This is a genomic window from Streptomyces sp. NBC_00104 (assembly GCF_045160825.1).
GTDB lineage: Bacteria > Actinomycetota > Actinomycetes > Streptomycetales > Streptomycetaceae > Streptomyces.
The window spans coordinates 8918037-8932191 of the sequence record NZ_CP108215.1; the positions used below are offsets into that span (position 1 = coordinate 8918037).

11 protein-coding genes are annotated in these 14155 nt (G+C 71.4%); 3 read left to right on the plus strand and 8 right to left on the minus strand.

The features are described 5' to 3' along the window. Positions 1–98: 98 nt before the first annotated feature. Complete coding sequence (locus OG272_RS39045) at positions 99–989, minus strand: response regulator transcription factor (RefSeq protein WP_405895639.1); 891 nt, start codon at positions 987–989, stop codon at positions 99–101. Between the two features lie 101 nt (positions 990–1090). Here OG272_RS39045 and OG272_RS39050 point away from each other — a divergent pair, with 101 nt between their 5' ends. Beyond that, positions 1091–2770, plus strand: a complete 1680-nt coding sequence (locus OG272_RS39050; protein ID WP_405895640.1) for an AMP-binding protein — start codon at positions 1091–1093, stop codon at positions 2768–2770. A 104-nt stretch (positions 2771–2874) separates the two neighbouring features. Further along, entirely contained in the window at positions 2875–4464 is a 1590-nt protein-coding gene (locus OG272_RS39055; RefSeq protein WP_327727149.1) for an AMP-binding protein, read from the plus strand. Between the two features lie 22 nt (positions 4465–4486). On the opposite strand, the gene OG272_RS39060 is transcribed toward OG272_RS39055, so the two are convergent. Further along, the gene (locus tag OG272_RS39060; RefSeq protein WP_327727148.1) at positions 4487–5191 is read right to left on the minus strand and encodes a hypothetical protein; all 705 of its coding nucleotides are present in this window, start codon (positions 5189–5191) and stop codon (positions 4487–4489) included. 301 nt (positions 5192–5492) lie between these two features. Here OG272_RS39060 and gcl point away from each other — a divergent pair, with 301 nt between their 5' ends. Then, positions 5493–7277, plus strand: a complete 1785-nt coding sequence (gene gcl / locus OG272_RS39065; protein ID WP_405895641.1) for a glyoxylate carboligase — start codon at positions 5493–5495, stop codon at positions 7275–7277. Positions 7278–9029: 1752 nt separating this feature from the next. On the opposite strand, the gene OG272_RS39070 is transcribed toward gcl, so the two are convergent. The 6 genes from OG272_RS39070 to OG272_RS39095 form a co-directional block, all read right to left on the minus strand. Then, positions 9030–9920, minus strand: coding sequence for a 2-hydroxy-3-oxopropionate reductase (locus OG272_RS39070; RefSeq protein ID WP_405895642.1), 891 nt, complete (start codon positions 9918–9920; stop codon positions 9030–9032). Positions 9921–9986: 66 nt separating this feature from the next. Continuing rightward, entirely contained in the window at positions 9987–10826 is an 840-nt protein-coding gene (locus OG272_RS39075; protein WP_327727145.1) for a TIM barrel protein, read from the minus strand. Between the two features lie 168 nt (positions 10827–10994). Beyond that, on the minus strand, positions 10995–12743 hold the full coding sequence (locus tag OG272_RS39080) for a SpoIIE family protein phosphatase (protein ID WP_328224290.1): 1749 nt from the start codon (positions 12741–12743) through the stop codon (positions 10995–10997). Between the two features lie 182 nt (positions 12744–12925). Further along, the gene (locus OG272_RS39085; protein WP_327727142.1) at positions 12926–13096 is read right to left on the minus strand and encodes a hypothetical protein; all 171 of its coding nucleotides are present in this window, start codon (positions 13094–13096) and stop codon (positions 12926–12928) included. Between the two features lie 37 nt (positions 13097–13133). Continuing rightward, complete coding sequence (locus OG272_RS39090; protein ID WP_327727141.1) at positions 13134–13490, minus strand: PRC-barrel domain-containing protein; 357 nt, start codon at positions 13488–13490, stop codon at positions 13134–13136. 204 nt (positions 13491–13694) lie between these two features. After that, positions 13695–13967, minus strand: coding sequence for a hypothetical protein (locus OG272_RS39095; protein WP_326575173.1), 273 nt, complete (start codon positions 13965–13967; stop codon positions 13695–13697). Positions 13968–14155: the final 188 nt, after the last annotated feature.

The window sequence follows — 14155 nt, forward strand, 5'->3', positions numbered from 1 at the left end:
CCCGGGTGTGGGAAATAACAGGAAGGGTACGGCATAAGGAATTTCACATGCCTGTTACATGAAAGATGACGTCCGCCACATCCCGTAAAGGGTGTGGGTCAGGGCAGCAGGCCCGCTCGGCGGGCCGCCACCACCGCCTCCAGGCGCGTATGCGCCCCGAGCTTCCGCATCGCCGAGCGCAGGTACGCCTTCACGGTCTCCGGACGCAGCCCCAACCGCTGCGCCGCGACCGCGTTGGTCGCGCCCATGGCGACGCACGCGAGCACATCCACCTCGCGCGAGGTGAGGGCGATGGTCGTGGCGCCGTCCGCGGCGGGCGCGGTCGGCCCGGTGGCGCCCTCCTCACCGGCCACGCCGACGAGGCGCCCGCACACCCGCAGCAGCTCCGCCCGCAGATCCGGATCGTCGATGCGCGGGGCGAGCGCGCGCAGCGCCCCGTGCGCTTCCCGGACCTCCTCCCACGCCCCGGCGGAATCCCCCTCGGGCACCCGGGTCGCGGCCAGCAGACTCCGCGCCTCGTCCCGCACCACCAGCGCCTGCTCCAGGTCCCGCGCCGCTTCCAGCGCGGCCCCGACCGTGCGCTCACCCAGCGGCTGGGCCGAGCGCAGAGCTCCGTACAGCACTCCGCGCACCTGGCGCCGTACGACCACGGGGACCGCGAGGACGGAGCGGATGCCCTCGGCGGCGACCGCGGCGTCGTACTCGTGGCTGATCTGGCGCGAGACGGAGTAGTCGGTCACCCAGCAGGGGCGGGCCAGGGCCACCGTCTTGCCGCCGAGGCCGTTCCCGGAGTGCACGGCCAGCCCTTGAAGCGCGGTCGTGCGGTTGCCCTGGAGTTCGCTGATGCGCAGTTGCCCGGGACCGGGCTCGACCAGCCCCGCGAAGGCGAGCGGGAGCCCGGTGGCCCGCCGCAGCTGGTGCAGCGCGCCGCGCATGTCCGCCCGGCCGGACAGAGCCGTCCCGACGGAATCCGAGGGATCCAATGCCACGAACTCGCCCTTTCCGCGCGGCGCACCCCCGTTCGGGGGTAGTGAGACGTGTATCACGCATTACACGATGTCAGGCAACGGTCCGGCAATGAGGAGGACACATGTCGGCGAGGACGAGCGCCACGGACGAGTTCCGGGCGGCCCGGGACTTCCTGCTGGCCCATCGTGAGGACTACGCCACGGCCTACAAGGGCTTCACCTGGCCGCGCCCGGAGTACTTCAACTGGGCGCTCGACTGGTTCGACGTGATCGCACGCGGGAACGACCGCACCGCGCTGCACATCGTCGAGGAGGACGGCACCGAGACCGTGCTCTCCTTCGCCGAGATGTCCGCGCGTTCGTCCCAGGTCGCCAACCGGCTGCGGGACCGGGGCGTCCGTGCCGACGACCGCGTCCTCGTCATGCTCGGCAACCAGGCGGAGCTGTGGGAGACCGCCCTCGCCGCGATGAAGCTGCGCGCCGTCGTCATCCCCGCGACCCCGCTGCTGGGCCCCGCCGATCTGCGCGACCGGGTGGAGCGCGGCCGGGTCAAGCACGTGATCGTACGGGCCGAGGACGCCCCCAAGTTCGAGGACGTACCCGGTCGTTACACCCGGACCACGGTCGGCGGCACGGTGGACGGCTGGCGGTCGTACGAGGAGGCCTACGCGGCCCCCACCCGCTTCGAGCCGAACGGCGCGACCAATGCCACCGACCCGCTGATGCTGTACTTCACCTCGGGCACCACCGCCCGGCCCAAACTGGTCGAGCACACCCATGTGTCGTATCCCATCGGCCACTTGGCGACCATGTACTGGATCGGCCTGAAGCCCGGCGACGTCCATCTCAACATCTCCTCGCCCGGCTGGGCCAAGCACGCCTGGTCCAACCTCTTCGCCCCGTGGAACGCGGAGGCGACCGTGTTCATCCACAACTACACCCGCTTCGACGCCGGCCGGCTGCTCTCGGAGATGGACCGCGCGGGGGTCACCACCTTCTGCGCCCCGCCCACCGTGTGGCGCATGCTCATCCAGGCGGACCTGACCCAGCTGCGCACCCCGCCCCGCGAGGTCGTCGCCGCCGGGGAGCCCCTCAACCCCGAGGTCATCGAGCAGGTGCGGCGCGCCTGGGGCGTCACCATCAGGGACGGCTTCGGCCAGACCGAGACCGCCGTCCAGGTCTCCAACAGCCCCGGCCAGGAACTGAAGACCGGCTCGATGGGCCGGCCCGGCCCCGGCTTCAAGGTCGTTCTCCTCGACCCCGTCTCGGGCGCCCCCGACGTCGACGAGGGCGAGATCGCCCTGGACCTCTCCAACCGCCCCGTCGGCCTGATGACCGGCTACCACGGCGACCCGGACCGTACGGCGGAGGCCATGGCCGGCGGCTATTACCGCACCGGCGACATCGGCTCACGGGACGTGGAGGGCTACATCACCTACGTGGGCCGCGCGGACGACGTGTTCAAGGCGAGCGACTACAAGATCAGCCCGTTCGAGCTGGAGAGCGCCCTGCTGGAGCACGAGGCCGTCGCCGAGGCGGCCGTGGTGCCCGCGCCGGACGAGGTGCGGCTCGCGGTACCGAAGGCGTACATCGTGCTGGCGGCCGGCTGGGAGCCGGGACCGGACACCGCGAAGGTGCTGTTCGAGCACTCCCGGACCGTCCTCGCGCCCTACAAGCGTCTGCGCCGCCTGGAGTTCGGCGACCTGCCGAAGACCGTGTCGGGCAAGATCCGCCGCATCGAGCTGCGCGAGGCCACGGCCGAGGGCTCGGACGCGGAGTACCGCGAGGAGGACTTCCGGTGACGGAACGAGGAGACCTTCCGACGACGGCGACGACGACGGAGCGAGGCGGCCATCCGACGACGGAACGAGGCGGCCGTCCGACGACGGAACAAGGAGGCCGTCCGGTGACGGAGCCGTCGTACACGCACGGTACGAGCGACACGGTCCTGCTCGGCGACACGATCGGTGCCAACCTCGACCGGGCGGTCGCGGCCTGGCCCGACCGCGAGGTGCTCGTCGACGTGCCGTCCGGGCGGCGCTGGACGTACGCCCAATTCGCCGCGGACGTGGACCGGTTGGCGTACGCCCTGCTCGCGAGCGGCGTGGCCAAGGGCGACCGGGTCGGTATCTGGGCGGTCAACTGCCCCGAGTGGGTGCTCGTCCAGTACGCCACCGCCCGTATCGGCGCGATCATGGTGAACATCAACCCGGCCTACCGCACCCACGAGGTCGAGTACGTCCTCAACCAGGCCGGTGTCTGCCTGCTCTTCGCCTCGCTCAGCCACAGGACGAGCGACTACCGGTCGATGGTCGAGCAAGTCCGCTCCAGGTGCCCGAAGTTGAGGGAGACCGTCTACATCGGGGACCCGAGCTGGGACGCGCTGATCGCGCGCGGGACGCCGGTGCCGTACGAGGAACTGTCCTGCGACGACCCGATCAACATCCAGTACACCTCGGGTACCACGGGCTTCCCCAAGGGGGCGACCCTCTCCCACCACAACATCCTCAACAACGGTTACTTCGTGGGGGAGTTGATCGCATACACCGAGCAGGACCGGATCTGCGTGCCCGTGCCCTTCTACCACTGCTTCGGCATGGTGATGGGCAATCTCGCGGCGACCTCGCACGGCGCCTGCATCGTCATCCCGGCCCCGGCCTTCGACCCGAAGGCCACGCTGGACGCCGTCCAGCAGGAGCGCTGCACCTCCCTGTACGGTGTACCGACCATGTTCATCGCGGAGTTGAACCTCCCCGACTTCGACGCCTACGACCTCTCGTCCCTGCGCACCGGCATCATGGCGGGCTCGCCCTGTCCGGTGGAGGTGATGAAGCGGGTGGTCGCCGAGATGCACATGACGGAGGTCTCGATCTGCTACGGCATGACGGAGACCTCGCCCGTCTCCACCCAGACCCGGCGCGACGACGACCTGGAACACCGCACCGGGACGGTCGGCCGCGTCCTCCCGCACATCGAGGTGAAGATCGTCGACCCGGTGACCGGGGTGACCCGACCACGCGGTGCGGCAGGTGAGTTGTGCACCCGTGGCTACAGCGTGATGCTCGGCTACTGGGAGGAGCCGGAGAAGACCGCCGAGGCCGTCGACGCCGGCCGGTGGATGCACACCGGCGACCTGGCGACGATGCGCGAGGACGGGTACGTCGAAATCGTCGGCCGGATCAAGGACATGATCATCCGGGGCGGCGAGAACATCTACCCGCGCGAGATCGAGGAGTTCCTGTACGGCCACCCGAAGATCGCCGACGTCCAGGTGGTGGGCGTACCGCACGAGCGCTACGGCGAGGAGGTGCTGGCCTGTGTCATCCCGCGCGAGGCCGCCGAACCGCTCACGCTGGAGGAGCTACGGGCCTTCTGCGACGGGCAGTTGGCGCACTACAAGATCCCGAGCGCGCTGCGGATCCTGGACTCCTTCCCGATGACGGTGTCGGGGAAGGTGCGGAAGATCGAGCTGCGGGAGCGGTACACGACCGAGTAGGGATGCGCCCCGCAAGGAGCGCTCAGGCCTCGGCGCAGGCGGCGACGAGGGTCGTCGCCGCGCGGTTCACCGGCTGCGGGGTGCCCGTGAGGTCCAGGACGAACAGGGAGACGCCCAGGCCGTCGGCGCGGTCGCGGGCGTCGCTCGTGTACCCGGCGAGGGCGAAGAAGACGCAGTCGGTGGACTCCGTCATGGCCGTCAGCCACAGGCACTCGACGTCGCGCAGCGAGGCCGGGCGCACCGACGGGTCCACCTGGACCAGGGCGCCCCGCGTGGCCAGCCCGATCCCGGAGGGCTGGCGCTGGTCGGCGCGGCGGATGTCCCGGTAGCCCAGCCAGCGCAGATAGAGGGCCACGGCGGTGACCGCGTCGCGGGCCGTGCGGATGGTGTAGGGCCGGAAGGCCGCCCGGGGTCCGGCGGGCACTCCGGCCGTGTCCATGGCGCCGCCGGTTCTCAGCGGCCGTACGCCGCCGGCCACGGGAACGCGCAGCACGGTCCCGCAGGAGCAGCCCAGCTCCGGATGGGGCCACTGGTCCGCGCGACCGCAGTCGCCGCAGCGCACGGTCACCCAGTCCTCGTCCCAGGTGTGGTGCGTGACGGAGGTGGGGGCGGCGCGGCGGTCCAGGGGCGGGGCGACCGGGGCGCCGCACGCACAGGGGTAGGCCGGCGCGGCGTACTGATGCTCCCGCCCGCAGTCCGGGCACCGCACCGCCATGCTCTCGCTCATGCTCCCCACCCCACCCCACCCCACCCCACCACCGGGCCACCCTCGAAAACGCCCCCTCATCGTCCTCCAGCCAGGGCTGTCCCGGCAGGGAAACACCCCGAGACGCCGAAGGTGGATTCCGCCGCCCACGCCCTTGACGCTCCTGACACCGCCCCCTACATTGCTTCCAGATAGCAGAAGATTATTTCCGTAATGCGGAAATGTGCACACGTGATACGCCCAGGCAATCGACGAGATACGGAAGTGCTCACCGCGGGGCGCGACGGGAGCGCGAGTCCGGCAGCTGAAGCAGGAGTACGCAATGGCTCGTATGACCGCTGCCCGCGCGGCAGTCGAGATCCTCAAGCGTGAGGGCGTCCGTGACGCGTTCGGTGTCCCCGGCGCGGCGATCAACCCCTTCTACGCGGCCCTGAAGGCCTCCGGCGGCATCCAGCACACCCTCGCCCGGCACGTCGAGGGCGCGGCGCACATGGCCGAGGGCTACACCCGCACCCGCCCCGGCAACATCGGCGTGTGCGTCGGCACCTCGGGGCCCGCCGGCACCGACATGATCACCGGGCTCTACTCGGCCACCGGTGACTCCATACCGATCCTCTGCGTCACCGGCCAGGCGCCCACGGCCGTGCTCCACAAGGAGGACTTCCAGGCCGTCGACATCGCCTCCATCGCCAGGCCCGTCACCAAGATGGCCGTCACCGTCCTGGAGGCAGCGCAGGTCCCCGGCGTCTTCCAGCAGGCCTTCCACCTGATGCGCTCCGGGCGCCCCGGTCCCGTCCTCGTCGACCTGCCCATCGACGTCCAGCTCACCGAGATCGAGTTCGACCCGGACACGTACGAGCCGCTCCCGGTCTACCAACCCGCCGCCACCCGCGCCCAGATCGAGAAGGCGATCGGGCTGCTGAACGAGTCGGAGCGGCCGCTGATCGTCGCGGGCGGCGGGATCATCAACGCCGACGCCTCCGAACTCCTCGTGGAATTCGCCGAGTTGACCGGAGTTCCCGTCGTCCCCACGCTCATGGGCTGGGGTGTCCTGCCCGACGACCACGAGCTGAACGCCGGCCTGGTCGGTCTGCAGACCTCGCACCGCTACGGCAACGCGACCTTCCTGGAGTCCGACTTCGTCCTCGGCATCGGCAACCGCTGGGCCAACCGGCACACCGGGAAACTGGACGTCTACACGGCCGGGCGGACGTTCGTCCACGTCGACATCGAGCCCACCCAGATCGGCAGGATCTTCGCCCCCGACTACGGCGTCGCGTCCGACGCCGGGGCCGCACTGGAGCTGTTCGTGGCGGTGGCACGGGAGTTGAAGGCGCAAGGGAGGATGCCGGACCGCTCCGCGTGGGCGGCCGCCACGCAGGACCGCAAGGCCCGCCTCCAGCGCCGCACGCACTTCGACGACATCCCGATCAAGCCGCAGCGCGTCTACGAGGAGATGAACAAGGCCTTCGGCCCCGAGACCCGCTACGTCTCCACCATCGGCCTCTCGCAGATCGCCGGCGCCCAGATGCTGCACGTCTACCGCCCGCGCCACTGGATCAACTGCGGCCAGGCGGGCCCGCTGGGCTGGACGATCCCCGCCGCGCTCGGCGTCGCGAAGGCCGACCCGGAGGCGTCCGTCGTCGCCCTCTCCGGCGACTACGACTTCCAGTTCATGATCGAGGAGCTGGCGGTCGGGGCGCAGCACCGCATCCCGTACGTCCACGTCCTGGTCAACAACTCCTACCTGGGCCTCATCCGCCAGGCCCAGCGCGCCTTCGACATCGACTTCCAGGTCAACCTGGAGTTCGAGAACGTCAACTCGCCCGAGCTGGGCGTCTACGGCGTCGACCACGTCAAGGTCGCCGAGGGCCTCGGCTGCAGGGCGATCCGGGTGACCGACCCGGCCGAACTGGGCGCCGCCTTCGAGCAGGCGAAGAAGCTCGCGGCGGAGTACCGGGTGCCGGTCGTCGTCGAGGCGATCCTGGAACGTGTCACCAACATCTCGATGTCCACGACGAACGACATCGGCAACGTGGTGGAGTTCGAGGAGATCGCGACGGAGCCGGGACACGCGCCCACGTCGATCAGGGCGTTGCGGGTGTGAGGCGTACGGCGCCGACGGTGCCGCAGGGCCGTCGGCGACGGCGTACGGACGTCTGGGGGCGGCTCATCCGGGGGGTGGGCCGCCCGGCCCCGCGCCCGGGCCGTCGTACGGCAAGGGTGTGCTCCGAGTCGTCCGGCGGTGGGGGAGGGGAGGCCTCGGCAGCGGCGCGACCTCGCATGACGCGAGCCGCTTTGCCGCGCCGCCGCTCATGGCCTCCCCCGTTTCCCCGGTTCTCCCCCGATCCCCGGGCCCCCGTTTCCCCCCGACCCCCGTGTTCCCCCGTGCCCCGTTTCCCCCGTGGGGCCTTTCCCCCGTCGAGGCCCGCCGCCCCCGTGCCGACGGGCCCCGTGTGACGAGAATGTGCCCTGACCCAGGGGTAGTTGAAGCCTTGGCACACGGGTTCAGAGGTTGATTTGAGGGTTCCGTAGACGGTCTACGCACGCTTGCGTAGGCAGCAAGCCGGTGGCCGGTGGCCGGTGATCGGGTTGTCCGACCCTGATCGCACAGTCCCTACCATGGCGACGCGCTGGTGGAACCGGCCGCGGCCGCCGGGTGGCAAGGAGCTCGAACGGCTGCCGGCGGAGGCAGGGGGCCACGGCGGCCGGCGCCGGCGAGTGGAACGTGGTGCGCATGCTGGGCACCCGAGGACCGGCCCGGACGGTGGGTGATCCCACGCGGCCGCGCCGTAGACGGTCCTGTGGCGGGAGTGCGTCCTGCGTGACGGCCGCATCGACATCGAGGACCCGGCCGTCGCGCCCGGACATCGTCATCTCCCCGGCGGCCCTCGCCCTGCTCTCCACCGACGACCAGAGGCAACTCATCCTCCAGGAGACCGAGTTGCGCCGTCGTGCGGCCGGTCTCGAAGAGCTGCGCACGGCGTCGAGGACCCGGACGCCCTCGAACGGGACCTCCAGAGCGCGTTGGAGGGGCAGCACCGCATCTTCGGCGGTCGTTTCGGCGGCGAGGCCGCGCACCGCAGGCTCGCGCCCGGTGACGAGTCGACCTCCCGCTGGTCCGCGGTGACGGCGCCCCGCACATCGTTTGACGGGACTGGACGAGGACCGGCACCGCATCCGCGACGAGTTCGGCATCGAGCCCCGCCGGGCCAGGACGAGTTCGGCATCGAGCCCCGCCGGGCCAGTGCGCTCGTGCTCGTCGGTCACCGCGCCCTCCATCCGGACGTGCCGGAGGCGGAGATCACCGAGGCCCTGCGCACGTTCAACACCCATAGATCCTGGATCCTGGATCTTGGACCCCACCAGGCGCCCCAAGTCCTCCAGCTCTCGAACTCGCCGGCTCTCCGGATCGCGATGGGTCGGACCGCGGCGGATGCGACGGCGCCGGTTCCGCGTCCCTCACGTCGAGACGCGGGCCGGAGCCCGCACCACCGCACTGGCGCGCAGCCGCCGCGGTCCGTGCCCTGCCCGCGTGCTCCGACGCTCACCCCTCATCCGGGTCGGTCGGAAACGGTCGCGGGCGGTGCGTCCGGTGGCTGATGGGTGTCCATCAGGGACCGGACGCCGTTCGGGGATGCGTGAAGTCGATCGCCGGATCGGGCGGTTCGCGCACCGTGCCGGTGTCGGCCAGACCCTCACCCACCGTCAAGAGGCGTACGGACATCGCGGTGCGCCCGCCGACGCCCCTCAGGAAGTCGGCGTATCCCGGACGGTGGTTCCGGTCCGCGACGGCACCTGGGCGCGACAGGACAGATGTCGGCGCCGCCGCGGACCGGAAGTTCGGGGAGCCGGCGCCTCAGACCCGGGCGCCGGAGAGGCGGTCCACGGCGCGCAGCAGGGCCGAGTGGTCGAGGCCGCCGTCGCCCTGGGCGCGCAGCGAGGCGACCAACTGGGCCACCACGGCGCCGACGGGCAGGGCGGCGCCCACGGTACGGGCGGCGTCGGTGACGATGCCCATGTCCTTGTGGTGCAGGTCGATGCGGAAGCCCGGCTTGAAGTCCCGGTTCAGGAAGTTGTCCTTCTTGCGGGTCAGCACGGTCGAGCCGGCGAGCCCGCCGCCCAGGACGTCGAGCGCCGCCTTCAGGTCCACACCCGACTTCTCCAGGAAGACCACGGCCTCGGCGCACGCCTGGATGTTCACGGCGACGATCAGCTGGTTCGCGGCCTTCACGGTCTGGCCGGAGCCGTGCGGACCGCACAGCACGATGGTCCTGCCGAGCGCCTCGAAGACCGGCGCGGCCTCGTCGAAGTCGGCCTGCTCGCCGCCGACCATGATGGACAGCACGGCCTCGATCGCGCCGGCCTCACCGCCGGACACCGGGGCGTCGAGCACCCGGATGCCCTTCTGCTGCGCCGCCCTCGCGAGGTCGACCGAGGTCTGCGGGGTGATGGACGACATGTCGATCAGCAGGGTGCCGGGCCTGGCGTTGCGCAGGATGCCGGCAGGGCCGTACGCGATGGCCTCGACCTGCGGGGAGGCGGGCACCATCGTGATGACGACGTCGGCGTCGCGCACCGCCTCGGCGACGGAGGCCGCCGCGGTACCGCCGGCGGCGGTCAGCCGGTCGAGCTTGTCCTGCTCCAGGGTGTGGCCCGTGACCTCGTAACCCGCTTTGATCAGGTTCTCGGACATGGGGGAGCCCATGATGCCGAGGCCTATCCACGCGATCTTGGGGAGATTGCTCATGGTGAGGGTGCCTCTCTGACTGCTCTGCTGCGTCTGTGGGGTGGGCCACGCCCGTGGGGTGGGCGCTCAGTGCGCCGCGCGGGCCTCTCGGGGGAGCCACTCCAAGGCCTCGGCGCTAGGCCGGTCGCCCGGCTTGTACTCCAGGCCGACCAGGCCCTCGTACCCGGCCTTGGCGAGCTGGTCGAGGTGCTCCTCCAGCGGGACGGTCCCGGTGCCGGGGGCGCCGCGGCCGGGGTTGTCGGCGATCTGCACATGGCCGGTCCTGTCGGCGTACTCGGCGATCACCCGCGGCAGGTCCTCGCCGTTCATGGACAGGTGGTAGAGGTCCATCAGGAAGCGCGCGTTGCCGAGGCCCGACGCCTGGTTGACCTTGTCGACGACGCAGACGGCGGCCGGGGCCGACACCAGGGGGTAGAGCGGCGACTCCACCTTGTTCAGGACCTCGATCAGCAGCATCGCGCCGATCCGGTCGGCGGCCCGCGCCGCCAGGACCAGGTTCCGCAGCGCGAGCGCGTCCTGCTCGGCCGGGTCCACACCGGCGACGCGGTTGCCGTAGAGGGCGTTGAGCGCCCCGCAGCCGACGGACCCGGCGAAGTCCGCGGCCACGTCGATGTTGGCGCGGAACCGCTCCGACTCCTCGCCCGGGATCGACAGCGCGCCCCGGTCGGGGCCCGGGAGCACTCCGGAGTAGAAGTTCAGCCCGGTCAGCCGCACGCCCGCGTCCTCGATCGCGCCCCGCAGGGCGTCGAGTTCGGACCGCGCGGGGGTGGGCGAGTCGACCCAGGGCCACCACAGCTCGACCGCGGTGAAGCCGGCCGCGGCGGCGGCCGCGGGGCGCTCCAGGAGCGGGAGTTCCGTGAAGAGGATCGACAGGTTGACGTTGTAGCGCTGCTCTGCGAATCCCATGGGGCCTCAGGCGCTCCCTTCCGTACTCTTATTTCGTCCTGTTTCCATATTGTGGAATTCACTTTCTACTTAACGGAAGACTGTCGCTGGCCTTTGGGCCTTGTCAAGAGGGCTCGGTGGAAAACGGCACGGGAGATGCCGGTGGGACGCGAACGCGAGAGGGGCGTGTCAATCCGTCGGCATACGCAGGGCGAGGAGGGCCACGTCGTCGGCGCTGCCGGGCGGCATACGGGCGAGCAGTTCGTCGCACAGGGTGTCCAGTGGTGCGTCGGCGAGTGCCAGAGCGTGGTGGCGCAGGCGGCCCAGGCCGGTGTCGAGGTCGCTGCCGGGGATCTCGATCAGGCCGTCGGTGTAGAGCAGCAGGGTGGAACCGGGCGGCAGGGGCTGCGCGGCGTTCGGACGGCTGCCCGCGCCGGGGTCCGGTGGGGCGCCGAGGAGGAGCCCCTGGCCGCCTTCGAGGTACCGCGCGTGTCCGCCGGGGGTCAGCAGCAGAGGCGGCGGGTGTCCGGCACTGGTCCACCGCAGGGTCCATGGACCCGCGTCCGGGTGGCCTTCGACCCGGGCGAGGACGAGGGTCGCCATGGAGACGGTGGTGATGGCGGGCATGGCGTCGTCGAGGCGGTCCACGATGGTGCCCGGCGGCCCGGCGTGGTCCCACGAGTGGTCCCAGGCCAGCGAGCGCAGGATGCCGTGCAGTTGGGCCATCCCGGCCGCCGCCGTCAGGTCGTGACCCACGACGTCGCCGATGACCAGCGCGAGCGTGCCGTCCTTCAGCTCGAACGCGTCGTACCAGTCGCCGCCCACCTGGGAGCCGGCCGGGGCGGGCTGGTAGCGGGCGGCCAGGCGCAGGCGGCCGGGCTGGGGCAGCGGGGCGAGCAGGTTGCGCTGCATGGCCTCGGCGATGGCGCGCTGGCGGCCGAACCGCCGTGCGTTGTCGATGACCAGACCGACCCGGCGGCCGATGTCGCTCACCACCTCCAGGTCGTCGGCGTCGAAGGGGTGCGCCGGGTCGGTTCGCACCACCGTCAGGGCGCCGGTGATCTGCCGTCTGGACCCCAGCGGCACCGTGATGGCGGACGTCGCGCCCACGGTCCGCAGGAAGTCGCCGTGCACGGCGGCCAGGGGAGCCTCGGGCGGGGCGGCCGCCGTCACGACCTCGTCCCACAGCACGGGAGCACCGCCGCGCAGTACGTGGACAAGAGGCGATCGGTCCGCCTCCCCGGCCTCGGGAAGGTGTTCACGCCTGCCCTCCAGCGTGGGGTCCCGGCCCGCGGGACCGGTCACCGCGACCCGGTGGACCTGCCCGGAACCGGCCCGGAGGTCCACCGCCGCCCAGTCGGCGAGGCGGGGAACCAGCAGGCGGCCCAGCCGGGCGAGGGCCTCGTCGGTCTCCAGGGTCTGCCCGAGTACGTCGGTGATCTCCGCGACCAGCGTCAGCCGCTCGGTGAGGTCCTCCAGCGCACTCGTGTAGGCGGCCCGTTCCCGACGCGCGCCATGGTCACCGGTGACGTCGGTGAACAGCACGGCCATGCCCTCGAAGGAGCCGTCGTCCGCCAGCGGGGAAGCGGACCAGGAGATCGTGACCAGACGACCGTCACCGCGCAAATGGCTGTCGCCCTCCCCGCTCGTGGCGACCCCCGCGGCCAGCGCCCGGAGCAGCGGGCACCGCTCCCGGATGAGCGAGCCGCCGCCCGCGTCCCGGTGCAGCAGTTCGTGCGCGTCCTTCCCGCGCATCGCGGTGGCGGCACGGCCCAGCAGCCGCTCGGCGGCCGGGTTGACGGCGAGGATCCGTCCGGTCGACCCGACCACCATCAGGGCGGTGTTCAGCTGCTCGACGACCTGGCGCCAGAACCCCGGCTGGGCCGTCGACCACGACCGCCCCTCGTCTCCCGGACCGGGCACCGCACCCTCCACCATGGGGTCCTCCCGTCGTGGCGGCCGCGCACCGCAGACCGCGGGCCGCAGACGCGTCAGCGGATGCGTCAGCGGAAGTGACACACCGGTGAACGATGGTTCCCCGCCGGGGCCCCGTCCGTACGGCCGACATGACGATCCGTCAGTCCATCTGGCCCCGCGCCTCCCGCGGCGCGGCTTCGCCGTCAGCGGAGGGGACGCCGCCTGGTACGCCGGGACGCCCGCGCCGCGAAGAAGATCACGTCGGCGGCGAAGACCACGATGCCGATGGCCAGGAGAGGGCCCAGGCCCTCCGCCGCGACACCGATGAGTCCCAGTACGACGGCCACCAGGAGCAGCAGAAGGAACAGCGCCATCACCCGGGACCACCTCCTCTGTGCCGTGTGCGTACGGTCAGCGGCGGGCGAGCTGACGTGCGCCTCCTGCTCCCGGCCGGTACGTCATGCCGTAGTGCCGGAAGATCTCCTCCTCCTGCTCGGCCGGCAGCACGTCGTCCGTCCCGATCGACGGGGCTTTCCGTACCTGCCCCTTGTGGTAGGAGACCTTGACGTAGCCCGGGCCGACCACCGCGTCGTCGAGGGGGACGAAGACCAGGCGGTGACGGGTGGGCAGCCCGGTCCGGACGGTGGCCATGGCCGGTTCGTCGGTGACGGTGTCCACGTAGACCGCTTCGAGCATGCCGATCCTGCGCTGTTTCGCGTCGACCACGTCATGGTTGCGCCACTCGCGGATGTCGGCTGAACGGATCATGCCCTGCTCCCTGTCTGCGCGCTCCGCCGGGCGGTGTCGGTACGACGGCCCCGGCGGAGACACGTCAGGGGCCGTCCTGCGGGCCCGAGCACATGAGAGCGCCGACCCCTTTGTCATCGTATGACCGAAACACCTCGCAGGCATCGGGTGCCTCCGCGGGCGGCATGGCGCCGGCCCACGCGCCCCGGAGCTGTGGCGTTCGGGTCAGTCGTGGTCCTCCTCCTCGGCCTCCATGAGCCGTATCCCCTCGTGCGTCAGCATGACGGTCGCGGGCGCGTCTCCGTGGGCCCAGCGGACGGTGACGAGCCCCTCGCCCACCAGATACGTGCAGGCCGCGGCCAGGTCCTGGTCGGGGATCTCCAACTCGTCACGCAGCCTCGCCCCGGAGGTGTCGGGACGGCCACTGCCTTCCATGCCCTCGTACAGGGTTTTCATGATCGCTTCGCGGTGGTTCTTCCGCTGGTGGAGTGTTGCCATGGTCGCCGCCACTCGTGCTGGGCTCCCGGACCGGCTCTCGGTTTTCACTCTACGCCGGGCCTCGGCCCGCGTACCCGACCGAGACCAGGGGTTCGTCGAGGTGCGGGCCGCGGCCGGCCACCGCTCGCCCAGCCGCCGATTCGGGTGTCTGGTCCGTAGGCCGTGGTTGTCGCCCCTGGGGCGACGGC

What these genes read in the sequence shown, in the direction of transcription:
- OG272_RS39050 (WP_405895640.1), top strand. Translation starts at nt 1,091, where the DNA reads ATGTCGGCGAGGACGAGCGCCACGGACGAGTTCCGGGCGGCCCGGGAC.
- OG272_RS39060 (WP_327727148.1), bottom strand. Translation starts at nt 5,191, where the DNA reads ATGAGCGAGAGCATGGCGGTGCGGTGCCCGGACTGCGGGCGGGAGCAT.
- gcl (WP_405895641.1), top strand. Translation starts at nt 5,493, where the DNA reads ATGGCTCGTATGACCGCTGCCCGCGCGGCAGTCGAGATCCTCAAGCGT.
- OG272_RS39070 (WP_405895642.1), bottom strand. Translation starts at nt 9,920, where the DNA reads ATGAGCAATCTCCCCAAGATCGCGTGGATAGGCCTCGGCATCATGGGC.
- OG272_RS39075 (WP_327727145.1), bottom strand. Translation starts at nt 10,826, where the DNA reads ATGGGATTCGCAGAGCAGCGCTACAACGTCAACCTGTCGATCCTCTTC.
- OG272_RS39080 (WP_328224290.1), bottom strand. Translation starts at nt 12,743, where the DNA reads ATGGTGGAGGGTGCGGTGCCCGGTCCGGGAGACGAGGGGCGGTCGTGG.
- OG272_RS39085 (WP_327727142.1), bottom strand. Translation starts at nt 13,096, where the DNA reads ATGGCGCTGTTCCTTCTGCTGCTCCTGGTGGCCGTCGTACTGGGACTC.
- OG272_RS39090 (WP_327727141.1), bottom strand. Translation starts at nt 13,490, where the DNA reads ATGATCCGTTCAGCCGACATCCGCGAGTGGCGCAACCATGACGTGGTC.
- OG272_RS39095 (WP_326575173.1), bottom strand. Translation starts at nt 13,967, where the DNA reads ATGGCAACACTCCACCAGCGGAAGAACCACCGCGAAGCGATCATGAAA.